This window comes from Kribbella alba (assembly GCF_039529635.1).
Classification (GTDB): domain Bacteria; phylum Actinomycetota; class Actinomycetes; order Propionibacteriales; family Kribbellaceae; genus Kribbella; species Kribbella alba.
Window position 1 is genome coordinate 265,440 of record NZ_BAAANE010000005.1, and the last position, 24,677, is coordinate 290,116.

General features: G+C 68.7%; 26 protein-coding genes and 1 pseudogene. 18 read left to right on the forward strand and 9 right to left on the reverse strand.

What is annotated here, in order from left to right; translation table 11 throughout:
* Positions 1 to 18: 18 nt before the first annotated feature.
* A complete protein-coding gene (locus tag ABD210_RS16555; RefSeq protein WP_344112394.1) occupies positions 19 to 345 on the forward strand; it encodes a hypothetical protein in 327 nt (108 codons plus the stop codon).
* Between the two features lie 24 nt (positions 346 to 369).
* On the opposite strand, the gene ABD210_RS16560 is transcribed toward ABD210_RS16555, so the two are convergent.
* Complete coding sequence (locus ABD210_RS16560; RefSeq protein ID WP_344112396.1) at positions 370 to 1,092, reverse strand: GAF and ANTAR domain-containing protein; 723 nt, start codon at positions 1,090 to 1,092, stop codon at positions 370 to 372.
* Between the two features lie 150 nt (positions 1,093 to 1,242).
* Between ABD210_RS16560 and ABD210_RS16565 the strand changes: the two genes are divergently transcribed.
* From ABD210_RS16565 to ABD210_RS16605, 9 genes are all read left to right on the forward strand, one after another.
* On the forward strand, positions 1,243 to 2,406 hold the full coding sequence (locus ABD210_RS16565) for an ROK family transcriptional regulator (RefSeq protein WP_344112398.1): 1,164 nt from the start codon (positions 1,243 to 1,245) through the stop codon (positions 2,404 to 2,406).
* Between the two features lie 197 nt (positions 2,407 to 2,603).
* Entirely contained in the window at positions 2,604 to 2,960 is a 357-nt protein-coding gene (locus tag ABD210_RS16570; protein WP_344112399.1) for a hypothetical protein, read from the forward strand.
* 71 nt (positions 2,961 to 3,031) lie between these two features.
* Entirely contained in the window at positions 3,032 to 3,526 is a 495-nt protein-coding gene (locus ABD210_RS16575) for a formate dehydrogenase subunit gamma (RefSeq protein WP_344112400.1), read from the forward strand.
* On the forward strand, positions 3,523 to 5,088 hold the full coding sequence (locus tag ABD210_RS16580) for a formate dehydrogenase beta subunit (protein ID WP_344112402.1): 1,566 nt from the start codon (positions 3,523 to 3,525) through the stop codon (positions 5,086 to 5,088). Before ABD210_RS16575 ends, ABD210_RS16580 begins: the two co-directional genes overlap by 4 nt.
* Positions 5,085 to 7,901 (forward strand): formate dehydrogenase subunit alpha, encoded by a 2,817-nt coding sequence (fdhF, locus tag ABD210_RS16585; protein ID WP_344112403.1) that lies wholly within the window; start codon positions 5,085 to 5,087, stop codon positions 7,899 to 7,901. The genes ABD210_RS16580 and fdhF overlap by 4 nt, the downstream gene beginning before the upstream one ends.
* A complete protein-coding gene (locus ABD210_RS16590) occupies positions 7,901 to 8,122 on the forward strand; it encodes a formate dehydrogenase subunit delta (protein WP_344112404.1) in 222 nt (73 codons plus the stop codon). The genes fdhF and ABD210_RS16590 overlap by 1 nt, the downstream gene beginning before the upstream one ends.
* Positions 8,123 to 8,149: 27 nt before the next feature.
* A complete protein-coding gene (locus tag ABD210_RS16595) occupies positions 8,150 to 9,385 on the forward strand; it encodes a molybdopterin molybdotransferase MoeA (RefSeq protein WP_344112406.1) in 1,236 nt (411 codons plus the stop codon).
* Positions 9,373 to 10,209, forward strand: a complete 837-nt coding sequence (gene fdhD, locus ABD210_RS16600) for a formate dehydrogenase accessory sulfurtransferase FdhD (RefSeq protein ID WP_344112407.1) — start codon at positions 9,373 to 9,375, stop codon at positions 10,207 to 10,209. Before ABD210_RS16595 ends, fdhD begins: the two co-directional genes overlap by 13 nt.
* A 198-nt stretch (positions 10,210 to 10,407) precedes the next feature.
* Positions 10,408 to 12,243 (forward strand): HNH endonuclease signature motif containing protein, encoded by a 1,836-nt coding sequence (locus ABD210_RS16605; protein ID WP_344112408.1) that lies wholly within the window; start codon positions 10,408 to 10,410, stop codon positions 12,241 to 12,243.
* An 862-nt stretch (positions 12,244 to 13,105) separates the two neighbouring features.
* Here the strand turns inward: ABD210_RS16605 and ABD210_RS16610 are convergent.
* The 3 genes from ABD210_RS16610 to ABD210_RS16620 are packed head-to-tail and all read right to left on the reverse strand — an operon-like array spanning position 13,106 to position 15,044.
* Positions 13,106 to 13,540, reverse strand: a complete 435-nt coding sequence (locus ABD210_RS16610; protein WP_344112409.1) for a MerR family transcriptional regulator — start codon at positions 13,538 to 13,540, stop codon at positions 13,106 to 13,108.
* A 44-nt stretch (positions 13,541 to 13,584) separates the two neighbouring features.
* Complete coding sequence (locus ABD210_RS16615; RefSeq protein WP_344112410.1) at positions 13,585 to 14,652, reverse strand: aminotransferase class V-fold PLP-dependent enzyme; 1,068 nt, start codon at positions 14,650 to 14,652, stop codon at positions 13,585 to 13,587.
* A 38-nt stretch (positions 14,653 to 14,690) separates the two neighbouring features.
* A complete protein-coding gene (locus ABD210_RS16620; RefSeq protein ID WP_344112413.1) occupies positions 14,691 to 15,044 on the reverse strand; it encodes a COG4315 family predicted lipoprotein in 354 nt (117 codons plus the stop codon).
* A 73-nt stretch (positions 15,045 to 15,117) separates the two neighbouring features.
* Here ABD210_RS16620 and ABD210_RS16625 point away from each other — a divergent pair, with 73 nt between their 5' ends.
* Complete coding sequence (locus ABD210_RS16625; RefSeq protein WP_344112415.1) at positions 15,118 to 15,327, forward strand: hypothetical protein; 210 nt, start codon at positions 15,118 to 15,120, stop codon at positions 15,325 to 15,327.
* Here ABD210_RS16625 and ABD210_RS16630 read toward each other — a convergent pair.
* Positions 15,324 to 15,857 (reverse strand): Rieske (2Fe-2S) protein, encoded by a 534-nt coding sequence (locus tag ABD210_RS16630; RefSeq protein ID WP_344112416.1) that lies wholly within the window; start codon positions 15,855 to 15,857, stop codon positions 15,324 to 15,326. The genes ABD210_RS16625 and ABD210_RS16630 overlap by 4 nt on opposite strands.
* Positions 15,858 to 15,889: 32 nt before the next feature.
* Positions 15,890 to 16,492: a DUF6529 family protein gene (locus ABD210_RS16635; protein WP_344112417.1), complete on the reverse strand. Its 603-nt coding sequence runs from the start codon at positions 16,490 to 16,492 to the stop codon at positions 15,890 to 15,892.
* Positions 16,493 to 16,680: 188 nt separating this feature from the next.
* Between ABD210_RS16635 and ABD210_RS16640 the strand changes: the two genes are divergently transcribed.
* From ABD210_RS16640 to ABD210_RS16665, 6 genes and pseudogenes are all read left to right on the forward strand, one after another.
* Entirely contained in the window at positions 16,681 to 16,881 is a 201-nt protein-coding gene (locus tag ABD210_RS16640; RefSeq protein ID WP_344112418.1) for a hypothetical protein, read from the forward strand.
* 60 nt (positions 16,882 to 16,941) lie between these two features.
* Positions 16,942 to 17,982, forward strand: a complete 1,041-nt coding sequence (locus tag ABD210_RS16645; protein WP_344112419.1) for an aldo/keto reductase — start codon at positions 16,942 to 16,944, stop codon at positions 17,980 to 17,982.
* A 142-nt stretch (positions 17,983 to 18,124) separates the two neighbouring features.
* Positions 18,125 to 18,331 (forward strand): hypothetical protein, encoded by a 207-nt coding sequence (locus ABD210_RS16650; protein ID WP_344112420.1) that lies wholly within the window; start codon positions 18,125 to 18,127, stop codon positions 18,329 to 18,331.
* A gap of 114 nt (positions 18,332 to 18,445) precedes the next feature.
* Positions 18,446 to 18,778, forward strand: a complete 333-nt coding sequence (locus tag ABD210_RS16655; RefSeq protein WP_344112421.1) for a hypothetical protein — start codon at positions 18,446 to 18,448, stop codon at positions 18,776 to 18,778.
* Positions 18,779 to 18,986: 208 nt separating this feature from the next.
* Positions 18,987 to 19,988: a LacI family DNA-binding transcriptional regulator gene (locus ABD210_RS16660; protein ID WP_344112422.1), complete on the forward strand. Its 1,002-nt coding sequence runs from the start codon at positions 18,987 to 18,989 to the stop codon at positions 19,986 to 19,988.
* Positions 19,989 to 20,027: 39 nt separating this feature from the next.
* Positions 20,028 to 20,294, forward strand: a pseudogene (locus tag ABD210_RS16665) (TMEM175 family protein); the annotation flags it as partial.
* Here ABD210_RS16665 and ABD210_RS16670 read toward each other — a convergent pair.
* The 3 genes from ABD210_RS16670 to ABD210_RS16680 form a co-directional block, all read right to left on the reverse strand.
* Positions 20,280 to 20,747 (reverse strand): hypothetical protein, encoded by a 468-nt coding sequence (locus tag ABD210_RS16670; protein ID WP_344112423.1) that lies wholly within the window; start codon positions 20,745 to 20,747, stop codon positions 20,280 to 20,282. The pseudogene ABD210_RS16665 and the gene ABD210_RS16670 sit on opposite strands and share 15 nt — an antisense overlap.
* 76 nt (positions 20,748 to 20,823) lie before the next feature.
* Positions 20,824 to 21,453: a response regulator gene (locus tag ABD210_RS16675; RefSeq protein ID WP_344112425.1), complete on the reverse strand. Its 630-nt coding sequence runs from the start codon at positions 21,451 to 21,453 to the stop codon at positions 20,824 to 20,826.
* Positions 21,450 to 22,790, reverse strand: coding sequence for a sensor histidine kinase (locus ABD210_RS16680; RefSeq protein ID WP_344112426.1), 1,341 nt, complete (start codon positions 22,788 to 22,790; stop codon positions 21,450 to 21,452). Before ABD210_RS16680 ends, ABD210_RS16675 begins: the two co-directional genes overlap by 4 nt.
* 103 nt (positions 22,791 to 22,893) lie before the next feature.
* On the opposite strand from ABD210_RS16680, the gene ABD210_RS16685 reads away from it, so the two are divergent.
* Positions 22,894 to 24,615, forward strand: a complete 1,722-nt coding sequence (locus tag ABD210_RS16685; protein WP_344112427.1) for an ABC transporter ATP-binding protein — start codon at positions 22,894 to 22,896, stop codon at positions 24,613 to 24,615.
* The last annotated feature ends 62 nt before the right edge of the window (positions 24,616 to 24,677 follow it).

The following is a 24,677-nucleotide window of genomic DNA, read 5'->3' on the forward strand; positions in this document are numbered from 1 at the left end:
GGGCCTACTCTCAGTGGCATGACAGCAAGCAGTTACACCGCGCGGATCGTCGAGGTACCCGGGCAAGGCATCCGGCTCGAGCCGACCGAGGAGTCGAACCGGCCCGACGAACCGACCGGGGTCAACCTGCTCGGCATGGCCATCGCTCTCGCGCTCGGCGCCGCCGGCTACCACCACCATGCGGAGACCCGCGATCCGGAGCTCCAGACCCTCGACGCCCTCCTCGCCGGCCAGGCCGTGATGCCCTGGCGCGGCGAAACCCCGCCGGGCGATTCGACCTTCATAGTCTGCGAGTCCGCACCCACCGGGGCCCCGACGTGCCACTTGGAACACCGCCCCGCCTGACCTGCCGGCGGCCGCGGCGTGAGGTCACGCCGGCCAGCCGGAGCGGGAGGTGGTCGACGGTGGACCGGGGAGGTCGCCGCTGCGGACCAACTGGTCGGCGACGTCGCGGAGCTTGATGTGGAGATCCTGGGAGTAGCGCTTGAGGACCTTGAAGGCCCGGTCGCCGTCGATCTCGAAGCGTTCCATCAGGATCCCGACCGCCAGGCCGACCTCAGCCTGGGTATCCAGCGCGATTATCAGGTTCTCCCGGACCCTGGTGATGTCCAGGGCAACCGACACGTGCGCCGCGACCGCTCCGGCCAACCGGATGTACTCCGGGTCGAGCGCGTCCGGCTTGGCCAGAGCGAAGTTCAGTACGCCGAGAGTGTTCCGGTTCCGGCTCATCATCCGCAGGCTCAGCCAGCTCCGCCAGCCCAGCTGAACCGCCGGCCCGGCCCAGGGAGTCCACCTCGGGTCCATGAACAAGTCCGGGCTCTGGACCATCGTCGCACCGTGCAGAACGTCCAGCGAGGGCCCTTCGCCGAGCTTGATCTGGAGGTCGTCGGCCCGCCGCAGAGACGGGGCGCCGGCCGCCACGGCGACCGGTGTCCGGTGCTGGCTCAGCACGATGCTTGCCGACGTCCCCGGAAGGAACTTCGCGATCCAGTCCACCGCAACCCGCGCGACGCCAGGCAGATCGGCGGTGGCATGCAAGGCCGCGGCCAGGTCTGCCAAGGACTTGCTCTTCGTGCCGTCTGTGACGATCACTCCGACCCACCTCCCCGTGGCTTCTCCTGAGAATGCGCCTCGGGCAAGCCTCCGCACAACAACTAGGTGCGTAGTCGCCACATCGATTTACCTTGCACCCTTCGGACGTCCGCGTAAGCTGCGGTTGCAGATCGTCGGAAGGGAGATCCGTTGACGGCAGGTGCGTGGCAACCGCTGACGGGGCCGTCGCACCAGGTCGCTCTGGAGATCCTGCTCGACGGCCCGCTCTCGCGCGCCGAACTGTCCCGCCGGCTCGGCCTCTCGCCGGGCAGTCTGACCCGGATCGCCAAGCCGATGGTCGAGTCCGGTCTACTGGTCGAGGTCTCCGCCGGTCCCACGGATCCGCGGGTCGGACGTCCGTCGCAACCGCTCGACATCGACCCCACCACCCACCACTTCGCCGGCGTGAAGCTCACCGCGGATACGGCGGTAGGCGTGCTCACTACTCTGCGCTCCGAGGTGATCGCCACCGAGGAGCGCCCGCTTCCCGACCACACCCCGCAGGTCGTAGCGGACCTGGTGGTCGACCTGGCCCAGTCTCTAGCCCAGTCCCTGACCCAGTCCGCAGCCGCTGAGGTGCCGGCGATCACGGGGATCGGGGTGAGTCTGGGCGGTCATGTCGCACGGGACGGGAAGGTGTTGCTGGGCAACTTCCTGGACTGGACCGACGTACCGTTCCAGCAGCTGGTCGCGACGAGGTCGGGCACCCAGGTGGTGGTCGCGAACGACGTCACCGCGGTGACCGAGGCGATCCACTGGTTCGGAGCCGGACGGGGTGTCAGCCGGTTCTGCCTGATCACCATCGGTGCCGGTGTCGGCTATGGCCTGGTCGTGCACGACAAGCTGGTCGACACCACCGACACCGGGCTCGGCCTGATCGGACACTTCCTGCTGGACCCCGAGGGCCCGCTCTGCCCGCTGGGACATCGCGGCTGCGCCGAAGCGATGCTCACGACCGCGGCCATCACGAGCCAGATCAGCGCCGCGCTGGGGCGCCCGGTGGAGTACGACGAATGCCTCGACCTCGCGAAGAACGGCGAGCCGGAGTCACTGCGGGTGGTCGCCACCTCCGGGCGAGCGCTCGGCCGGTTGATCGCGGCGGCGACCAACTTCACCATGCCGGAACTGGTCGTGCTCGGCGGCGAAGGGGTCCAACTTGCCGCCGTCGCCCACGAGGATGTCCTCGCCGGGCTCCGCGCCGACCGCGACCCGGCCGCCCTCGTGCCACCCCTGCTGCTCGAGGACCCCACCTTCACCCAATGGGCGCGCGGGGCCGCCGTCATCGCCATCCAAACGTTCGTCCTCGGCCGCTGAACCGCCTCAGCCCAGGAGACCGCTCGGCGTGCCGCAGCCCGGGGCTCTCGGACTACTCGTTGTCATCGGCCGCTCTTTCGGCGCCACCCTGGCGCCGACGTCTGCGGCCGCCTACCCGGATCGGTGCCAGCTGTGGGGGGCTCGGACAGCTACTGGGGACCGCGGACACGAAATAACCTGTCCGCGGTCCCCATTAAGTGACCGAGGTCCCCAGACCATCCTCAGTCAGTCGCGGGTCTGGCCGCGGTCGAAGTAGTCCCGACCGTCCACTGGTCGAGCTCTTCACCCGGGAGATCTCGGCGGAAGGTCGCCAACACGTCCGCGAGAGCCTGGCGGACCGGCTGGCCATGGCGAACGACTTCCTGCCGACAGGGGTTCGGCTGCACGTCTGCTTCCGGGCTGGTGAACTATCCGACCGAGTGGTGGCACTGGTCCTTCGGCGACCGCTACTGGGCCTTCAGCGAGATCGGGCGCACGCGATCTACGGCCCGGCCGGGGCCGCCGAACTGTCCTCGACCAGCCCCTCGACGACTGTTGCCTACGGCGCGCATTGATAGAGAGCGCCTATCACGTCATAGGTAGGTTTGCTTTGACCCCGGGGTAATGGGCAGCGACAGTCGGGGGTATGACGATCGAAGTCGCCAATCCCGCCCCCGTGCCCGCTGCCGGGCGGTCCGCGCGCGTGCGCGAGATCGCGACCGCCCGGAAGGCCCTGCGCGGTGCTCTGATGCCGATCCTGCATGCCGTGCAGGAGGACCTCGGGTACGTCGATCAGACCGACCTCCCGGTGATCGCCGACGTGCTGAACCTGTCGGTCGCCGAGGTACACGGCGTGGTGACGTTCTATCGCGACTTCCGGCGCGAGCCGGCCGGCCGGACCACCGTGCGGATCTGCCAGGCGGAGGCGTGCCGCTCCGTCGGCGCCGAGGAACTCGCCGAGCACGCGAAACGGCGTACCGGCGTCGGCTTCGGGGAGACCACGTACGACGGGAGGGTGACCGTCGACGAGGTGTTCTGCCTCGGCAACTGTGCCCTCGGGCCGGCCGTCCAGGTCGGCGACAAGCTGCACGGCCGGGTCACGCCGTCCCGGCTGGACGCGATCCTCGGGGAGGCACGATGACGTTCTCCGCAACGCCCATCAGCAAGAACGTCAGGGTGTTCGTACCCCGGGACGCGGCTGCCCGGTCCGTCGGAGCGGACGAAGTAGCCGAGCGGGTCGCCGCCGCGGCGACAGCCAACGGGGTTGCCGTCGAGGTGGTCCGCAACGGATCCCGCGGCATGCTCTGGCTGGAGCCACTGGTCGAGGTGGAGACCCTCGAAGGTCGCGTCGGCTACGGCCCGGTCGCGCCCGAGGACATCGACGGACTCGTCGCCGCCGGGATGCTGACTGGCGGCGGCCGGAGCGAAGGCGCCTACCTCGGACTGGTCGAGGAGCTGCCCTGGATGCGGCGCCAGCAGCGGTTGACCTTCGCTCGCGTGGGTGTGATCGACCCGCGCTCGGCCGACGACCACGCGCAGTACGAGGGAAACGCGGGGCTCAAGCAGGCTCTCGCCATGACGCCGTCCGAGGTCGTCGAGGAGGTGGTGAGCTCGGGGCTGCGTGGCCGGGGTGGTGCGGGGTTCCCGACGGGGATCAAGTGGCGCACGGTGCTGGCGGCGGAGTCCGAGCTGAAGTTCGTCTGCTGCAACGCCGACGAGGGCGACTCCGGTACGTTCGCCGACCGGATGCTGATCGAGGGCGACCCGTTCACCTTGATCGAGGGTATGACCATCGCGGCCTACGCGGTCGGGGCCACCGAGGGATACGTCTACCTGCGCTCGGAGTACCCGGATGCCATCGAGGCGCTGAACGCCGCGATCGTCGCGGCCCGTTCAAGGGGTTGGCTGGGCGAGAACATCCTGGATTCGGGCCTCGACTTCGACCTGCACGTGCGAGTCGGCGCCGGCGCCTACATCTGCGGCGAAGAGACCTCGATGCTGGAGAGTCTCGAGGGCAAGCGTGGCATGGTTCGCGCGAAGCCCCCGATCCCTGCCCTGGAAGGGCTTTTCGGCCGCCCGACCGTGGTGAACAACGTGTTGTCGCTGGCAACGATCCCGACCATCCTGGCGAACGGCGCGCCGGCGTACGCGGCCTACGGGATGGGTCGTTCGCTCGGCACGAACGTCTTCCAGCTCGGCGGCAACGTCGCCCGCGGCGGCATCGTGGAGACGGCGTTCGGCATCACCCTCGGCGAACTGGTGAACGAGCTCGGCGGCGGGGCCGCCTCCGGGCGCGCGGTCCGCGCAGTACAGGTAGGTGGGCCGCTGGGGGCCTACCTACCGGTCGAGCAGTTCGACCTGCCGATGGACTACGAGGCGTTCGCCGCGGCGGGCGCGATGGTCGGGCACGGCGGCATCGTGGTGTTCGACGAGACCGTGGACATGTCCGCGATGGCCCGGTTCGCCTTCGAGTTCTGCGCGGAGGAGTCCTGCGGCAAGTGCACGCCCTGCCGGGTCGGCGCCGTCCGCGGCGTCGAGACGATCGACCGGATCCGGAACGGCGAGGACCGGAAGAAGAACCTCGTGCTGCTCGACGACTTGTGCGACTTGATGACCGACGGCTCGCTCTGCGCGATGGGCGGGCTCACTCCGCTGCCCGTCCGCAGTGCCGTCCGCCACTTCGGAAAGGACTTCGGCGAATGACCCTGCTCAAGGAACCCGACTTCGGTACGCCGGCCCGCGAGGGCGAGGCGACTGTCGAGCTCACCATCGACGGGGTCGCCGTCACCGTTCCACCGGGGACGTCGGTCATGCGCGCCGCGAAACAAGCGGGCCTCGACATCCCCAAACTCTGCGCCACCGACAGCCTCGAGGCCTTCGGCTCCTGCCGCCTGTGCATCGTCGAGATCGACGGCGCCCGCGGAACACCAGCCTCCTGTACTACGCCTGTCGCGCCCGGCATGGTGGTTCACACCCAGAACGAGAAGCTTGGCAAACTCCGCCGCGGCGTGATGGAGCTCTACATCTCCGACCACCCGCTCGACTGCCTCACCTGCTCGGCCAACGGCGACTGCGAACTCCAGGACATGGCCGGCGTCACCGGCCTCCGCGAGGTCCGGTACGGCTCCGGCGTGGAGGCCGGTGCGAACCACCTGGACGCCCCGACCGACAGCTCCAACCCGTACTTCGATTTCGACGCGTCCAAGTGCATCGCCTGTTCGAGGTGTGTCCGCGCTTGCGATGAAGTCCAGGGCACGCTGGCTCTCACGATCGAGGGCCGCGGGTTCGACTCCAAGGTCGCCGCGGGCGCGGGGGTCTCCTTCATGGAGTCCGACTGCGTGTCCTGCGGGGCGTGCGTGCAGGCTTGTCCGACCGCGACGTTGCAGGAGAAGTCGGTCATCGAGCTCGGCATGCCTACGCGGTCCGTCGTGACCACCTGCGCCTATTGCGGTGTCGGTTGCTCCTTCAAGGCCGAACTGCGCGGTGACGAGCTGGTCCGGATGGTGCCGTTCAAGGACGGCGGTGCCAACGAGGGTCACTCGTGCGTGAAGGGACGGTTCGCCTTCGGGTACGCCAGCCACCCGGACCGGGTGATGGAGCCGATGGTGCGCGAGTCCATCACCGACCCGTGGCGCAAGGTCTCCTGGGAGGAAGCGATCACCTACACCGCCCGCCGGCTGCAGGAGATCCAGTCCACCTATGGGCAAGGGTCCATCGGTGCGATCACCTCGTCCCGGACCACCAACGAAGAGGTGTATGCGGTCCAGAAGATGGTCCGCGCGGTCTTCGGGAACAACAACGTCGACACCTGCGCGCGGGTCTGCCACTCGCCCACGGGGTACGGCCTGAAGCAGACCTTTGGCGAGTCCGCCGGCACGCAGGACTTCAGCTCCGTCGAGAAGGCGGACGTGATCCTGCTGATCGGGGCCAACCCGACCGACGGTCACCCGGTGTTCGCGTCGCGGATGAAGAGGCGGCTTCGCCAGGGCGCCAAGCTGATCGTGGTGGACCCGCGGCGGATCGACCTGGTCCGCTCGCCGCACATCGAGGCGGCCCACCACCTGCAGCTCGCGCCCGGCACGAACGTTGCCGTGGTCAACGCCTTCGCTCACGTCGTCGTCACCGAAGGTCTGGTCGACCGGTCATTCGTCGAGGAGCGCTGCGAGGACTTCGAGCAGTGGGAGCAGTTCATCTCCGGGCCGGAGCACAGCCCTGAGGCGGTGGAATCGGTCACCGGCATACCCGCCGAGGAACTGCGTGCCGCGGCACGGCTTTACGCGACCGGCGGCAACGGCGCGATCTACTACGGCCTCGGTGTCACCGAGCACAGCCAGGGCTCGACCACGGTGATGGGCATGGCGAACCTCGCGATGGCGACGGGCAACATCGGCCGCCGCGGCGTCGGGGTCAACCCTCTGCGCGGCCAGAACAACGTCCAGGGCTCGTGCGACATGGGTTCGTTCCCGCACGAACTGCCGGGCTACCGGCACGTTTCCGACGACGGCGCCCGGGACGTGTACGAACAGCTCTGGGGTACGCCGATCCTGAACGAGCCCGGCCTGCGGATTCCGAACATGTTCGACGCGGCGATCGACGGCTCGTTCCGCGCGTTGTTCGTGCAGGGCGAGGACATCGCGCAGTCCGACCCGAACATCCAGCACGTGCATGCCGCGCTGGCAGCACTGGACCTGGTCGTGGTCCAGGACCTCTTCGAGAACGAGACGGCCAAGTTCGCCCACGTGCTGCTGCCGGGCACCTCGTTCCTGGAGAAGGACGGCACTTTCACCAACGCGGAACGCCGGATCAACCGGGTCCGGCCGGTGATGGCGCCGAAGACCGGCAAGCAGGAGTGGCAGATCATCTGCGAGATCGCCCAGGCGATGGGCTACCCGATGCACTACGACTCGGCCTCGCAGATCATGGACGAGATCGCGCTGACCACCCCGACGTTCGCAGGGGTCTCCTTCGCGCACCTGGACAAGGTCGGCTCCGTCCAGTGGCCGTGCAACCTCGAGGCGCCGAACGGGACGCCGATCATGCACTCCGACGAGTTCACCCGCGGCAAAGGCCGGTTCATGGAGACCATGTACGTGCCGACTTCCGAGCGGAGCACGCGCAAGTACCCGTTGATCCTGACGACCGGGCGCATCCTGTCGCAGTACAACGTCGGCGCGCAGACCCGGCGTACGGCGAACGTGGCCTGGCATCCCGAGGACATCCTCGAGTTGCATCCGCACGACGCGGAGGTGCGCGGGATCGAGAACGGCGACATGGTGGCGTTGTCGAGCCGGGTCGGGCGGACCACGCTGCGGGCGGAGCTGTCGGAGCGGATGCCGGTCGGGGTCTGCTACACCACGTTCCACCACCCTGTGACCGGGGCGAACGTGATCACCACGGATAACTCGGACTGGGCGACCAACTGCCCGGAGTACAAGGTCACTGCTGTCCAGGTGGACCTGGTGGTCGAGCCGACTGCAGCTGCGGCTGCCCTTGAGCCTGCTGTGGCGGGCAGCTGATGAGTGCCGCGCTGCTGCCGCCGCATGTCCGGCTGGCCAATGAGATCGCCCGACAGTTCGCACACCGCCCGGCCGCCGACGCGGCGACGGCGATCGCGAACCACATGAAGGCGGTCTGGGACCCGCGGATGAAGAAGGCGCTGCTGGCCTCTCTCGATGCGGGGGACGATGCGCTGGATCCCGTCGCGGCGCTGGCCGCTGAGCAACTTCGGGTCAAGTAAGTGACTCAATTGGTCGATGGTCCCGGGATGCGGCACCGCCACGCGTTGGCCGCGATGTCGTGGGACGATGCGCGGCTGACCGCACATGCTTCGGCAACGCCGTTGAAGCCGAGCTCTGTGCCGCTCGCCGAGGCCGGCGGCAGCGTGCTCGCGACTCCGTTGGTAGCACCTGCGGCGGTGCCGCCGGTGGATCGGGCAGCGATGGATGGGTACGCCGTTCGTGGTCCCGGTCCCTGGCGGGTGGTCGGCGCGGTGATGGCTGCGTCGGGTCTGGCGGATCACTTGGAGGACGGTCAGGCTTGCAGCATCGTGACGGGGGCCGCGGTACCGCCTGGGACGACCTCCGTACTGCGGGACGAAGATGCTTCGCGCTCGGGTTCGCGCTCGGGCTCGGGCTCGGGTTCGGGTTCGGGCTCGGGTTCGGGTGATCTCGTAGCCGGCCCAGCCGGGACGGGTCGCCACATTCGGCGAGCTGGTGAAGAGTGCGCGGCCGGCGAGGTTCTCCTGCGCGCGGGCGTGGTCGTCGATCCGCCGGTGCTCGGGCTGGCCGCGTCGCTCGGGCTCGACCGGTTGACCGTGATCAGTCAGCCGCGAGTGACCGCCCTGGTGACGGGTGACGAGTTGGTCCACCGCGGTCCGTCCGGACCTGGTCGCGTACGAGATGCGATCGGCCCGATGCTGCCGGGCTTGATCGCCCGGGCAGGCGGCATCGCGTCGCCCGTGGCGCACCTGCCAGACTCACGTGATGCGTTGATCGAGGCGCTGGCGTCCGCGGACGCGGAGCTCGTGCTTGTCTCCGGTTCCTCGGCCTCGGGCCCTGCTGATCACCTGCGGGGCGCGTTGGCTGCCTTGGGTGCCGAGCTGATCATCGACGGGGTCGCCTGCCGGCCGGGTCACCCGCAAGCGTTGGCGCGGTTCAATGACGGCCGGTTGGTGCTCGGCCTTCCAGGGAATCCCCTTGCTGCATTGACCGCCTTCCTGACTCTCGGCGTGGCTGCGCTACATCGTCTTCGCGGACTCGGCCTGCCCGTGCTGCCGGTTGCGCCGGTGCCGGGCGGGATCGCTTGTCACCCGCACACCACTCGGCTGGTCCCCGTACGCGTGGGCCCGCAGGGCGTAGTACCGGTCGGGCATGGGGGCTCAGCGATGTTGCGAGGTGTCGCGGGCGCGGATGCGCTGGCGGTGGTTGATCCGGGTCCCGCGGAGGCGATCGCGGCGCGGCTGTTGTCGCTCGACCCGGGAGCGCGGCCATGGGGCGTCTGATCGCGCGTCGTCCGGTGCTGCGGCTCTCAGCCGATGGAGAGAGAACCAGGCCGGATTCGATCGCGGTCGAGGAACCGCTCGAGCTCCGCGTCGACGGACGTCCGCTCGCTGTCACCATGCGCACTCCGGGGCACGACGTCGAACTCGCGCACGGATTCCTGCACACCGAAGGCGTGATCGGGTCGGTCGACGACATCCGCGACGCCCGGTACTGCGATTCGCGCGATGACGAGGGCCGGAACACCTACAACGTGCTCGACCTCGGGTTGTCCCCCGGCGTACCGGCGCCCGAGATCGGTGTCGAGCGCAACTTCTACACCACCTCGTCGTGCGGGGTCTGCGGCAAGGCCTCGCTGGACGCCGTACGGGTGAAGACACGTTTCTCCCCCGCGGATGACCCGGTGCGGGTGCCCTTCGACGTACTGGTGACGCTGCCGGACGCGCTGCGGGATCACCAGCAGGTGTTCGACCGTACCGGCGGTCTGCACGCCGCCGGGTTGTTCAGCGCGACCGGCGAACTGCTGGTGGTCCGCGAGGACGTCGGCCGCCACAACGCCGTCGACAAAGTAGTCGGCTGGGCTTTGCTCGGCGGGCTCATCCCTGCGCGCGGATGCGTCCTGGTCGTCTCGGGCCGCACCTCGTTCGAACTTGCGCAGAAGGCCGTGATGGCAGGCATCCCCGTCCTCGGCGCAGTCTCAGCCCCCTCCTCGCTGGCCGTCGACCTAGCCGACGAATGCGGGCTCACCCTGGCCGGCTTCATCCGCAACGGCTCCATGAACGTCTACACCCACGCTAGCCGTATCACTGTCCCTGCGCTGCTCTGATAGAACCGCCTGCCCTGTCTGGAGGCTTGACCGGCTCTTAGATTGCTGTGGACAACTAACTTCTATTCAGCACCTCTGCGTCCACAGGTCGAGCGTTGCTGTGGACAACTGGGTCAATTTCGGTGCATCACGAAATCCCTTATCTATAAGGGATTCTCGGCACAGAAACTGTCGGCGGTCCCGTCTAGAGTCTTGGGTATGGATCTCGTGGAGATGCGGCCGGTGTGGTCGATGAGTGGCAGCGAACAGCTGACCACCCTCGACGCGCTGCGCGACGAGATCGCCCGGCTGGAAACCTACCGGCTCCAGGTCCTGGCCGGCTTCGACGCCGGCGGCCACGCCAAACAGCTCGGCGCCCGCGACACCGCCGAACTCGTGTCGTTGCGGCACCGCCTCGACAAAGCCGACGTCCGCCGCGACCTCAAACTCGCCGCCGCGCTACCCAAATACGAACTCGTCTCCGCCGCCCTACCCACCCCCACCGACGACCTAGACGACGATCAGAACGACACCGGCAGCGGCACCGACGATGAAAATGGCGGGGACATCGACAGTGCCGCGCTGGAAGGCGACGGCGCCGAGGGGGACGCCGGCGGGGAGGCGCCGGTGCTGCTGCACCTGGCCCAGGCCCGGGCGATCGTGTCCGCGCTGGAAAAGATCCCCACCACAGTGCCGGTCGAGCACGTGGTCGCCGCCGAGGAGCAGATGGTGCGGGCCGCGCGGCACCTGCCACCCGGAGATCTGCGCGACCTCGGCCGACAAATCCTGGAGTTGCTCGACACCGACGGACCCGAACCGGCCGAGGACAAGGCCTACGCCCGCGAGGCGTTCTGGATGAAGAACGCCGACCACGGCCTGAAGTTCGGCGGGTTCCTCGCCAACGAAAACGCAGAACTCCTCAACACCCTCATCGACGCCAACGCCAAACCCCACAAGACCATCGACGGCGAACAAGACCCCAGATCCCGCGACAAGCGCCAAGCCGACGCCTTGACCACGGTGCTGAACGCCGCCGCCGGTGCCGGCACCACCGGCCACGGCGCCATCAAACCCCACATCACCATCACCATCGACCTCACCGACCTCCAAAACGCCCTCACCGCCACCGGCAGGCACGCCCGGAACGGCGAGAACGCCGAAGGCAGCGGGAACGACGCGAACGACGGGCTCGGCGGGCTCGATGGAAACGGCGGCCTCGAGGGAAACGGCGGGTTCGAGGGGTTCGAGGAGCTCGCCGGGCTCGCCGGGCTCGGCGGGTCCGGCGGGTTCGATGGGCTCGGCGGGTCCGGCGGGTTCGATGGGCTCGGCGGGTCCGGCGGGTTCGATGGGCTGGGTGCCCTCGACCACACCAACCCGGGGTTCGGCCGGTTCGTCTACGGCGGCAACCTGTCCGCCGCCGCCGTCCGCCGACTCGCCTGCGACGCCGGCGTCGTCCCCATCATCCTCGGCTCCGACTCCGAACCTTTGGATGTGGGGAAGGAGGAACGGTTCGTCAACCGGGCGATGCGCCGCGCGCTGAACTTCCGCGACAGGGGCTGCGTCGTGTGCGGAGCACCGCCGATCCAGTGCGACGCCCACCACCTGATCCACTGGATCGACGGCGGACCCACCGCGATGTGGAATCTTGTCCTGCTCTGCCGGGCCCACCACATCCAGATCCACCACGGCCACTGGACCATCACCATCACCCGCGGCCGCGTCACCGTCACCCGCCCCACCTGGGCCGAACCCCCACGAGCCCGCCTCAACCGGAAACGACCACCCAGCACACCAGACGCACGCCCCGCACCCGGTTCACCCGGCGCAACGGGCGACGAAGAGCAGCCCGGCGCCGACGGGCCACCGCGCCCTGCCGCGGCCTGGCCACACACCAGCGACATCCCCTGGATCACCCCCGAGGAAACCGCACGCCTCAACCCCTGGGGCGACGAACCACACCAGACCACACCCACGCGCACCCTGACCCAACCGAAGAACGACACCACGTGGGTTTCACCCTGGGACGACGACAACACAGAATCCCCCGGCCCGTAAAACTCGGCCAAGCCGTCCCGTCACAGCCGCTGCCTTACCCCGCGACCTCAGCACCCGCGGCGCCCCGCCCTGCAACAGCCCCGCCGCGCGTTCTCGCCAGGGTCCGGACCGGAGCTTGACCGCCTGACACGGAGGCGAGTCCGTAAGGGTGTTCTGTGGGATCGATTGGGCCGCAGCCCACCACGACGTCGCCCTGGCTGACGAGGCCAGCCAACTGGTTGGCATGCTCAGCACCCACTCAGGCCACAGCTACCGGCGGATTACTCACGCCGAGGGGCGTGGCTCCGCGGCAGCTGCGTCGGCCAGGTCACGAACGTAGCGGCTCGGGGCGACCAGCGTAGGCCCGGTTCGGAAGAGACCGATGTCGAGAAATGTACAAGCGCCTCGTCTTGGTAGAGGACGGTGCCGGAAGCATGCCCCCATGACGACGGCGCAGAAGATGCAGGCCCAGTCACCGTCCAATCTGCAATGACCTAAGGCGACTCTAGGACCCTGCGGCTGTCCGCGAGGCTCAGCCCAGCTAGGAGATAGCCAGTCGGTAGTCCAGTCCCACAGTGCGTTCTTGTGCTCTGGAAGGACAGCAGGTCGTGCGCGACCTGATAGGTGTGCCACTCGAACCCGGAGTGCTCGTCGGACAGCGCAACCTCCTGGCCGCTCGCATCGACTCCGAACGTGTACTGCGGTACGGCGTACAGGTCGTCCGGCCAGCCCTAGAGGTGGCGATTCCGGAAGGAGCTCACCGGCACCGTGTCCACACTTGGAACGGAACTCGCGACATCCGGCGAACCTACCCGACCGCCGATGCCGTCGATGCCGCCGACCGAGGATGCCGCCGCCGACCGCGGACGCCGCCGACCGCGGATCACACGGCCTGGTCCTTTGACGTGGGGAGGGTCGAGGGCGCGACCCAGAGGCATTCGGCCACGCCGCGGTCGAGGTGGGCCTGGTAGATCTCGACCTTGTGGCTGATCACGTTCAGGCACTCGGTGAGTTCCTCGATCTGGGCGGCTACGTGCTCCTGGTGGCTGCGCAGCAGAGCGAGGCGGTCCTGCTCGTTGCCCAGGCCCTGGCGGACCAGGTCGGTGTAGCGGCGGATCGTGTCGAGCGGCATCCCGGACGAGCGGAACTTGATGCACATGTCGAGCCACTCGACGTCGTCCTCGCTGTAGACCCGACGACCGTTCGCCTCACGCCGAACAGGGTCCGCGAGGATTCCCTCCCGCTCGTAGAACCGCAGCGCATGCACGCTCAGCCCGGTCCGTTCGGCCACCTGTCCGATACTCAAGCCCGCAGTCATGCCGCCCACGATAACGGGCCTCCTAGAGTCGGCTCTAGATGATTTCAGTCCATCGAGCGCAGCTGCCGGGCGACACCGTCGAGGGCGTCGAGGGCGAGCTGGACATCGGCGCTGGTGGAGTAGACGTGGAAGGAGGCGCGGAGTCTGCCGCCGCGGACGGCTGCGCGGATCCCGGCGGTCTCGAAGGCCTGTTCGGCACCTGGGATGTCCGCGCTCACGATCGCGGAGTCACTCGGCGGCATCCCAAGGCCTGCGCGGAACTCGTTCGCCAGGCCGACGTCGTGCCGGTGGATTGCCGAAACGCCGATCCGTTCGATCAGCTCGAGCACCGGGGCCGCCGCGACGAAGCTGAACCAGGCCGGCGACTGGTCGAACCTGCGCGCGTTCGGAGCCAGCTCCATCCGCGTGCCGTAGTACGAATTCTTCACGTCGCTGCCGGCGTACCAGCCTGCGTTCAGCGGTCGGCAGAGCTCCTGCAGTCGCGGTGAGAGGTAGCCGAGGGTCACGCCGCGTGGGGACATCAACCACTTGTAGGTGTGGGTGATCAACGCATCGACGCCGCTCGCGTCCAGCGGCAGCCAGCCGGCCGCCTGGCTCGCGTCCACGACCAGGAGTGCACCGATCTTCTTGCTAGCAGCAACCACTTCGGCGAGGTCGAGAACCGTGCCAGTGGACGATTGGACCGCGCTGACCGCCACCAGGTCGATCCCCGGCCGGATCGCGGCGAGCAGGTCATCCGTCGAGGCCGAGACCACCTCGACGCCGCGATCGGCGTGAACCTGCCACGGGAAGACGTTCGAAGTGAACTCAACGTCGTCGACCAGCACCGTCGCCCCTTCGGGCAACGCCGCCGCGATCGGCGCGACGGCGGCCGAGACCGTGCTGCCGACGAAGACGTCAGCCGCGTCAGCACCCACCAAGCGGGCGAACGACTCGCGTGCCCGGGTGGTCGACTCGTCCCACGGCTCCCAGCTCGTCGCCCCCACCCGCCAGTCCCCCAGCGCCGCCTGCAACGCCTCCCAGGCCGGCCGCGGAGGCAGCCCGTACGACGCCGTGTTCAGCCAGCCCGGCTGTGCGTTCCAGAGGTCGGCGAAATCGGCGACAGAAGCCATCAGCTCACTCCCGGTAGTCCCCAACAGTGCGGCCGACTCTACGCGCGCCTTCCCGCCGGGCTGATCGCGTGCCAGGTGCCTTTGACACCTTCGCCGAGGACGTCGCCGGGCTTCGTGTCCTGGGCGTACCGGTAGAGCGGCCAACCTCCGAGTGTCGCCTGCACGTCCTTGTCCGGCCGGACCACCGTACCGAGGGCCTCCTGAACGACCCCGGCTCCGGCGATGACCCCGGCTTCCTTCACGTACACAGGCTTCCAGGCGCTTAGACACGTCTGGCTCACGCACACGGACTTCGACGGATCAGTCCCGTCCAGCACCGACAAGTAGAGCGTGAACCCCTCTGCGTCAACGGCGGTCGACCCAAGCCGCGTAGTACCGGCCTTGATCACCACGGGCGCCGCGGTGGGAGCTGACGGCCTTGGTGTTGTCGGTTCGACGGTACGCGGAGAAGTTGGAGTCGCGGCAGTGGGTGCAGAGGTGGCCGGAGCCGTGGGTGACGAAGCCCCAACGGTCGGACGGGTTGTAGCTGGAGCCGACACCGCGGGAGCAGCCGGTACTGCGGCCGGCGCGCTGGTGGCGACATTGCCGACCGCCGGGCTGAAGGCCGCGATCGCAATCGTCGCGCCGATCACCCAGATCATCGTGGGCAAGTTCTTGAACATCGCGAACCCCTAGCCCTGATAGACCGCGCCATCGCGCTGCTGCACGGCCACGGGCGGCAGCGGTTTCCTGGCCGGACCTGCGACAGGCTGACCGCTCGCGGCATCGAACTTGCTGCCATGGCACGGGCAGTTGATCGTGCCGTCGCTGACGGCTGTGACCACGCAGCCCTGGTGAGTGCAGGTCGCCGAGAAGGCCTGGACCTTCCCGCTCTGATCCTTGGTGAGCACGACGTTCTGGACGATCACCCCACCGCCCGCGGGGATGTCCGCCACCTTCGCCAGCGGCGGCGGCCCAGGAGCGCTTGTCTTCGCAGGCGGAGCCGGCGCCGTCGAATTCGGTGCGGACTGCGCCGTCGGGTTCGGTGCGGGCTGCGCCGTCGAGGTCGGCGTGGGCTCGATGGTCGCGGCAGGCGGTGCGGGTTGCGCCGTCGAGGTCGGCGTTTCCGCCCGCTGCACGATGCACCCACCCAGTACTACGGTCGCGGCCGCACCCCCGGCGAGCAACACGGCTCGGCGCTCGACCCCATTGTCTGGCTTGGTCATTTCCCTGCTCCTGTTCGCGAAAGTGTCATGGATCAGCGCAGCGGAACGCCGGACTGGGTGAAGTACCAGAGGGCCGCAGTACTCCACGCGCCGATCAACAGGGCGAACAGCAGTCCGCCCGCGACCGGCAGCGCCCACCCCGGCATCTTCGGGGACCGCAAGGCAAGCATCTTGGTCGTGAACGCGCCGTAGAAGGCACATCCGAACAGCGAATGCAGCGCGGTCCGGGTGTCGAAAGTGCTGAACCCGAGACTCCACAGACAGTGATACGCAACCGGCAGCGTCGCCACGAATGCGATCGCCCCACTCCACCGATGCAACTGTGACAGGTACGCCGGCGCCTTCCGCTTGGTCGGCAACCAGCCGAACATCCACGCCGCCGAGACCACCTGGAAGATCGCCAGTACTACGGCAGCCGTGGCCAGCCAGACCTTCATAGGAGTCAGCGAGGTGAATCCGACCAGCAAGGCCAACGGCCGCCCGGTCGGCTCATGCACGTTCCCGTAGATCCCCAGCGACAAGGCGACGAGTGCCCCTGCCACAGCGAACAGCAGGAACATGACCGTCCCGGCCCGCGCCGACGCCCGCGGCGGAGGTCCGTCCACCGTCGCGTTCGTATCCGTGTCCGTGTTCATCGTGAGTCCCCTCGGTAACCCCACCCCGCCCCACCCCACAGTGAGTCGTCCGGGGCCGATACGTCCAGCACCGCGACAGGTTCAACCGAGGCCCGCGGAGCTCCCCGGCGTACCCGCTGTCCGGCTGCGGTCGAGCGGTCACGGAAAGAGGTCGATCCGCTCAGGGGATTCGCTGCGACAGTGGGGATATGAGCGACGCAACCGTGGGGGTCGCAATGTTCGTAGCGCTGGCCCGACCGCTCGCACGCCACGTGCCGGTCTTTCCGTACACCGCCACCGACGACTGGGAGGCCAGCCGCCTGCTCTGGTCGGCCCTGTGCCTGGCCGCGATCACCTTGCCCCTCATCGGCAACCGCGCCGCATCGACCCGCAGTACCGGCCTTGCTTGACCTAGACAGCGCTCTAGCTCCTAGGTTTGGCTCACGCCCACGGAGCAAGGAGCTGGAGCCATGCGTTACCGCACACTCGGCGGGACCGGGATCGAGGTCAGCGTGCACTGCCTCGGCACCATGATGTTCGGTGCGGTCGGCAACCCCGACCATGAGGACAGCGCCCGGATCATCCAGGCCGCCCTGGACCAGGGCATCAACTTCGTCGACACCGCCGACATGTACTCCGCCGGTGAGTCCGAGGAGATCGTCGGCAAGGCCCTCAAGGGGCGCCGCGACGACGTCGTGCTCGCCACCAAGGTGCACTTCCAGATGGGCGAGGGCCGCAACCGCAGCGGCAACTCGCGGCGCTGGATCATCCAGGAGGTCGAGGAGAGCCTGCGCCGCCTCGACACCGACTGGATCGACCTCTATCAGGTGCACCGGCCGGACCACACCACTGACATCGGGGAAACGCTCGGAGTGCTCACCGACCTGGTCAGCCAGGGCAAGATCCGCGCCTTCGGGTGTTCGACCTTCCCGGCCGAGGACATCGTCGAGGCGTACCACGTGTCGGAGCGCCGCGGCCTCGGCCGGTTCCGCACCGAGCAGCCGCCGTACTCGTTGATCTCCCGTGGCATCGAGCGCTCGGTGCTGCCGACCTGCCGGCGCCTCGGCATGGGTGTGCTCACGTGGAGCCCGCTCGCCTCCGGCTTCCTGTCGGGCAAGAACCGCAAGGACCAGCCGGTTGATCTCAGCACCGGTCGCGCCGCCCTCACTCCGCACCGGTTCGATCCGGCGATCGCGGCCAACGCGGCCAAGTTCGAAGCCGTGGAGAAACTGCTGGAAGTTGCCGACGGCATCGGTTGTTCGTTGCCCGAGCTCGCGTTGGCGTTCGTCGTCTCTCACCCCGCGGTGACGTCGGTGATCAGTGGGCCACGCACGATGGACCAGCTCGACGGCCTGCTGAAGGGTGCCGGGCTCACCCTCGACGACGAGACCCTGGACCGGATCGACGAGATCGTCCCACCGGGCACCGACCTCTACCAAGCAGACGGCGCCTGGGACCCGATCACTCTCACCGACCCCGCCCGCCGCCGTCGTTCCCTGGCCGACCGCTGACTGCGGATGCCGGTAGAGCTGACACTCCGCAGAGCGCCCGGCACGATCAGTAACTCGCTCGAAATTCGTTGCCGGCGCTTTTCAATTCGGTCTGGAAGGGCACCTGAGAGCTGAAACGACTCGACGAGAAGAAGTGAGATCGATGGCAGTGCCGCAGTCCATCCGGAACGCGGGTGAGCCCTGGACCACCGAGGAGCTCGGCCGGCTTAAGAAGCTGGCAGCGGAGAACCTCCCGCCTACCGTGATCAGCCTCCGCCTCGGCCGTCCCGAAGTCGCGATCGAGGTCAAGGCGAGCGAAGCGGGGATCACCCTGTGCCCCGACTACCGCCCGCCGTACGGAACCAGTTAGCCGCGCGCTCCCGCCGTACGGACCTAGCCAGGCAGCACGGCGGCAGGGGCTGCGGGCGTGTCGGGTGGTTCGCGGTTACCGTGAGAGGCAGCCACAGCCGTAGGAGGACGCGCGATGAGTTTCGACAGGCCAGGCCTGCCACACCCAGGACACAAGGGCGACGAGGTCGAGATCGACGACGACCTGCGCGAGGAGGGTGTCGAGCTGACCGATGGCGACCTCGACGGCCTCGACCGCCCGGGCGGCGTCTCTCGCGGGCCTGAACCCAACCCACCGCGCCGCCCTCCGCACCGGTCTCACGCCGCCGAGTCTCCCGAGGTTGAGGCTGCCGCTGTCCGCGCCGCCGCAGCCGCCGAGGGCGAGCCGGTCGACGACCCGGCGCACGACGATCCGGCCCACGACTCTGCCCACAACCCCGCCCACAACTCAGCCCACAACACCGACTGAGAGCACGCTCTCTCACCTGGCCCGTCTCCCACGCCACTGCCACCGCACCGCAGTCCGATCCGCACATCGGCGGGGAGCACCACACTTCGATCCGCCGGAGCGCCGGACCAGGTGGTTGCTTCGGTGGGGCTCCCGCATGACCGCGCGGTTTGCATTACCGTGAGCGGACGACGGGCGCGCGGAGAGGTGGCACGGGTTGGCTGTGACGATGCGGGACGTCGCGCTGCATGCCGGTGTGTCGCCGAAGACGGTCTCGAATGTGATGAACGGCTACCCCTACATCCGCGAGGCGACCCGACTGAAGGTGCTCGCCTCGATCGAGGCTCTCGGCTACCAGCTGAACCTCTCCGCCCGGAACCTGAAGTCCGGCCGCACCGGCATCATCGGGCTGGCCGTGCCGCGGCTGAACCTTCCGTACTTCGCCGAGCTCGCCGACGCCGTCATCGGCGCGGCCGAGGAGCACGGCCTGACGGTGATGATCGAGCAGACCGGCGCCGTCCGCGAACGAGAACTCGGCGCGCTCTCCCGTCCCCGTGGTCACCTGGTCGACGGCCTGCTCTTCAGCCCGCTCGGCCTCGGACCGGACGATGCCGACTACCTGCGCATCTCGACCCCGATGGTGCTGCTGGGCGAGCGGATCTTCCACGGCCCCGCCGACCACGTGATGATCGACAACGTCAATGGAACGCGGGCCGCGACCCAGCATCTGCTCCAGCTCGGCCGTCGCCGGATCGCGGTGATCGGTACGCATCCCGGCGAGGTGGTCGGCACTGCCGCTATCCGGTACGGCGCGCATCTGAGCGCGTTGGCGGAAGCCGGCGTGAAACCGGTGCACAAGCTGGCGGTTGAGGCCGGGCCGTGGCATCGATCCAACGGCGCCGACGCGATGGAGAAACTGCTCGCCTCGGGGGCGAAGTTCGACGCCGTCCTGGGCCTCAACGACACCCTCGCACTCGGTGCCATCCGGGTGCTGACCAAGCACGGGTTCCGTATCCCCGACGACGTGGCCGTGGCGGGGTTCGACGACATCGACGAGGCCAGCTTCAGCACACCGACGCTCACCACGGTCGACCCTGGCCGCGCGCAGATCGCCACTGCCGCGGTCGAGCTCCTCGTCGAGCGGATGAACGGCGACGACTCCGACCACCGCGAGCTCGTCATCCCCTTCGAGCTCCACCGCCGCGAATCCACCATCGGCTCCAACTCCTGACGCTCATCGACGCGCTGACGGCACGGTGTCAGCGACGGCGTCTTCGCCATCGCGATCACGCTGCTGGTGCTCGAACTGCATGTTCCCGAACTCGAACCGGGTGAGCGGCTCTGGCCGGCCTTGCTGCGCGAGTGGCCGCAGTTCGGCGCCTACCTGACCAGCTTCGCGATCCTGGGCATCATGTGGGTCAACCACCACTCGATGTTCCGGCAGATCCGGCGGGCCGACCGCGGGCTGATGTTCCTCAACCTCTTCTTGTACGGCTTCGAGCAACTCCGGACCCGCACGGGATCAGCGGTGGCCTGAACCGCCGCTACCGGACTTGCCCGAGCCACCGCCGCCCGACTTGCGCAGACCGCCCTTGTCGTCGCCGGGCTCGGTCGTGCTGGACGAGCCGGACTTGCGGAGACCGCCTTTGTCGTCGCCGGGTTCGATGGTCCCGCCACTGGAGGGCGTCGTAGTGCTGGTACGACGCCCTCCATGGTCGTCCGGGGTGGGGGTTGGGACGACCGTGGCGTTCTGGGGACGAACGCTGGCGGGAGGTGGGAACCAGAGCGGCGCGGGCGACTGCCCCGGCGTACCGGGGTCGAAGGCCGCCCACACCGCCGTGCCGCCCGCTACCAAACCGGCAGCAGCAGCCACCGCCAGCAAGCCGCTGCCGGTCCAGGTGAGATAGCGGGCGGGGCGGCGGGCGGAGTCCGGGTCGGCACTGCGCGCTTGCAGTACGACCGGCCGCCTTCTGCTGTCCTCTGATTCCATACTTCGATCGTGGTCCTGTAGGCAGGGCAGCCACCATCGGACCTTGGTACTAGTACCTGCGGGTGCCCCGCGGGCACTAGTCCGTCCGCCGCTGGGCGTGGCGCTGAGCCCAGAGGGCGGCCTGGGTGCGATCGGTGACGCCGAGGCGCTGGTAGACGTTGGTCAGGTGCGCCTTGACGGTTCGTTCGCTGATTCCGAGCCGGCGGGCTATCGACTTGTTCGGCAGGCCGGCGCCGACCATCTCCAGCACCTCCTGCTCCCGCTCGGTGAGCTTGGTCTCCGGGCCGGGACTGCGCCGGTTGGTGAGCAGCACACGCGCGGCCTTCGGGTCCAGCGGCGAACCACCGGAGACGACCTCGCGGATCCCGGCCAGGATCACCTCGGGCTCGCTGTGCTTGAGCAGGTAGCCCTCGGCACCGGCCTGCAAGGCATCCAGGATCCGCGCTTGATCGCTGAAGGACGTCAGCACCACCACATGAGCCGACGGCGCCACCGCGACGATCTGCGCTGTCGCGGAGATTCCGTCCGTCCCCGGCATCGAGAGGTCCATCAGGATCACGTCCGGTTCGAGCTCGGTCGCCATCGTGACCGCCTCGGCCCCGTCGGCCGCGGCTCCCACCAACTCGAGGTCGTCTGTGGTACCGAGCAGTTGCGCGAGCCCGGTCCGGACGATCGCGTGGTCGTCGACGATCAGAACCCGGATCATGCCACCGGCACCTCGACTTCCACTCGTGTCCCCTGGCCGGGCGCGGCCCGCACGGTCAGCATGCCACCTGACTGCGCCAACAGGTCGCCGATCGACCGAAGACCGAGATGTCCGCTGCTGTTCCGCTCGCCGAGCCGGGTCTCGTCGAAGCCACGCCCGTCGTCGTCGACGACCAGCCTGGCGCGCCCGTCCAACCGCTCCGCCTTGATCAGTACTTCGCGGGCGCCGCTGTGCGAGGCGACGTTCCGGACGATCTCCTGAGCGGCGCGGAACAACAGGGCTGCGACGGCCGGCGGCAGGTGCTCCGCGCCGTCGGTCTCCAGCTGTACTTCGACCCCGGTGCGCTCGAGCCCGGCGGCCAGCTCCGCCAACGCCGAAGCGAGTCCCTCCTCGGCCAGGTTGGGCGGGTAGATGTCGACAAGAAGCGACCTGAGCGAGCCGATACTGCCGCGCAACCGGCTGGCACTGTCAGCGATCAGTTCGGCTCGTTGCCCTTCGTCGGGACTGCCCAATCGCATCGCGTCGAGCGCGTAGTTGAGCCCGGTGAGTTCCTGGACCACGCCGTCATGCAGTTCGCCGGCGATCCGGCGGCGTTCCGCGTCGGAGGCGTCGACGGCATGCTGGAGGAGGCGTTCCCGCTCGCGCTGCTGCCGCTGCACCCGACGGGCGAGCGACCAGGCGAACGGGATCTGGACCAGCTCCAGCACGAGCAGCGCCCCCAACGAAGGCGGCGCGAACCGCTTCCACGCGGTCTGCCCTGCCTGGGTGACCGCCTGGTACTGGAAGTACGCCTCGAACAGCAGCGGTTCGTTGTTCGGGCCGTGGACCCCGACGTACACCTCGAGAAGTTTGCGGTAGGGGATCTCGAACCGGTTCTCGGGCCGGCTCAGGTCGCTGACCTCCGACTCGCTGCTGCCCTGGATCCGGAGTGCCTCCGCCTCCGCGGCGCCGAGCGGGAAGGTTGCCCCGATCAACCGTGGCTCGTCGGAATACACGATCTTGCCGTCCGCGTTCCACAGCTTCACCCGAACCAGGGAGCCCTGCAGGACGAGGTCGCGCATCGCCTTGTCGAAGCCGCTGAGGGCGGCGGGTTCGCCGGCCAGGACGAACCCGTTCAGCCGCGGCTCCACGACGCCGCGCGCCGTCACGAAGGCGACCTGCCGAGCCGACTCACTCGCCTGCGCGGTACCGGCCTGCCTGGCGATGAAGGCGATCAGGGCCGCCAGCGAGAGCAGCACGATCAACCCGGCGGCGGTGAAGCGCACCAGCAGTCCGACCGTGGAGATCGGCTCGCCCTTCGCGCGGGAACGGGGCAACAACCGTCGCAGATTCACCATGCTGGGATCGTAGGGCGCTGGGCCGTCGACGGGCAGCCCGACAACGGTCGTAGTACCAAGGTGCACTACCGGCATCTACCTGCCGACGATGAATGTTGTCGACATGAAGCTCCCACTCCCCCTCACCGTCGCCGGGCCCGCTGCCCGGGTGCAGGTCCCTGCACTCGCCGCAGCCGCGGGCCTGGTCGTACTGCGGGTCGGCGTGCTGCTGCTTCGTCCCTGGCCACTGGCGCTCGCGGTCGACCACGCTCTGGCCGGTACGCCGGGTTCGTGGGCAGGTTTCGATCCACTGACGATCCTGGTGCTCGCCGGCGCCGCCACGATTCTGCTCAGCGCCGCGATCGGCCTGCTCGACATGGCCGGCCTCCGTACTGCGGAAGGCGCGGCCGAGCGGATCGGGGCGTCGCTGAGGGCAACCATGTTCCACCAGGCGATGACCAGGTCCCTGCGCTGGCACGACCGGATGCGGAGCGGGGAACTCGTGTCCCGGCTGACCACCGACGTCGGCCGGCTGCTCGACGGGGTTGTTGCCGTCGCCACCTCGTTCCTGCCGGACGCGGTCATGCTGCTCGGCGTACTGGGGCTGCTGTTCGCCTTCGATCCCGGGCTCGCGGTGATCGGGCTGACCGTAGTACCGGTGTTGGCAGTGCTGGCCGTTCGGCAACGTCGGCGGATCCGGGCGGCGCAGCAGGAGGCGCGGGCGGAGTCGGGGCGGTTGGCCGGCGCGACGACCGACCTGCTGCGCAACGTGCGGGCGGTTCAGGCGTTCGGCCGGGCAGATCGCGCGACTGCGGTCTTCGGCACGCGGAACCGCGCGGTGCTGGATGTCGAGCTGCGAGCCGTCGATGTCGATGCTCGGTGGACTCCGGTCGCCGACATCGTGCTGGCTATCGGGTCGGCGCTCGTGCTGGTCGTCGGGGGACGCCACGTCCTCGCGGGAGTCCTCACGACCGGCCAACTCCTCGTCGTGCTGGCGTATCTGCGTGACTTGTACTCACCCGTTCGCGGGCTGACCCGGTTATCCGCAGTACTCGCCAAGGCCGGTGCGAGCGCTTCCCGGGTCCGGGAGGTTCTGGAATGCGACGAGGCTGTCGTCGATCGGGTCGATGCGCTGCCGGCGCCTGCGTTGCGCCAGGACGTGCGGTTCGAGGAAGTTGCCTTCAGCTACGAGGCCGCACATCCGGTGCTGACCGACGTCAACCTGCGGATCGTCGCCGGTGAAACCGTGTGCCTGCTCGGCCCGAGCGGTATCGGCAAGAGCACACTGCTCCACCTGCTGCTTCGGCTGTATGACGTGGATGCCGGACGGATCCTGATCGACGGGGTGGACCTGCGTGACTGTGATCAGCGCAGCCTGCGGGAGCGGTTCGCCTTCGTGCCCCAGGACCCCTGGCTGCTCGACGCGAGCGTCGCCGAGAACATTGCCTTCGGCAACCAGCATGCCACCCGGGCCGGTGTGCTCGCGGCCGGCCGGGCCGCGCTGGTGGACGAGTTCGTCGACCGGTTGCCGTTCGGCTACGACACGCCGCTCGGCGAAGGCGGGATCCGGCTCTCGGGCGGACAGCGCCGACGGGTCGCACTTGCCCGCGCTGCCGTCTCGGAGGCGCCGATGGTGCTGCTGGACGAGCCGACAGCGTCCCTGGATCCCCACTCGGCAGCAGCCGTGGTCGAGGCGATCCGGACCACCACGACGAACCGCACCGTGCTGCTCGTCACCCATGATCACGACCTGGCGGCGATCGCCGACCGGGTCGTCACGCTGCCCCCACGGCAGACCCATCAGCCCCCGCTCACCGCGGAACTCCAGCCCAGCGGAAGGAGGTGAGCATCATGCTCCGGATCAAGCCGACCATGCACCACGGCCACGGCGGCGGCCGGCACCACAGC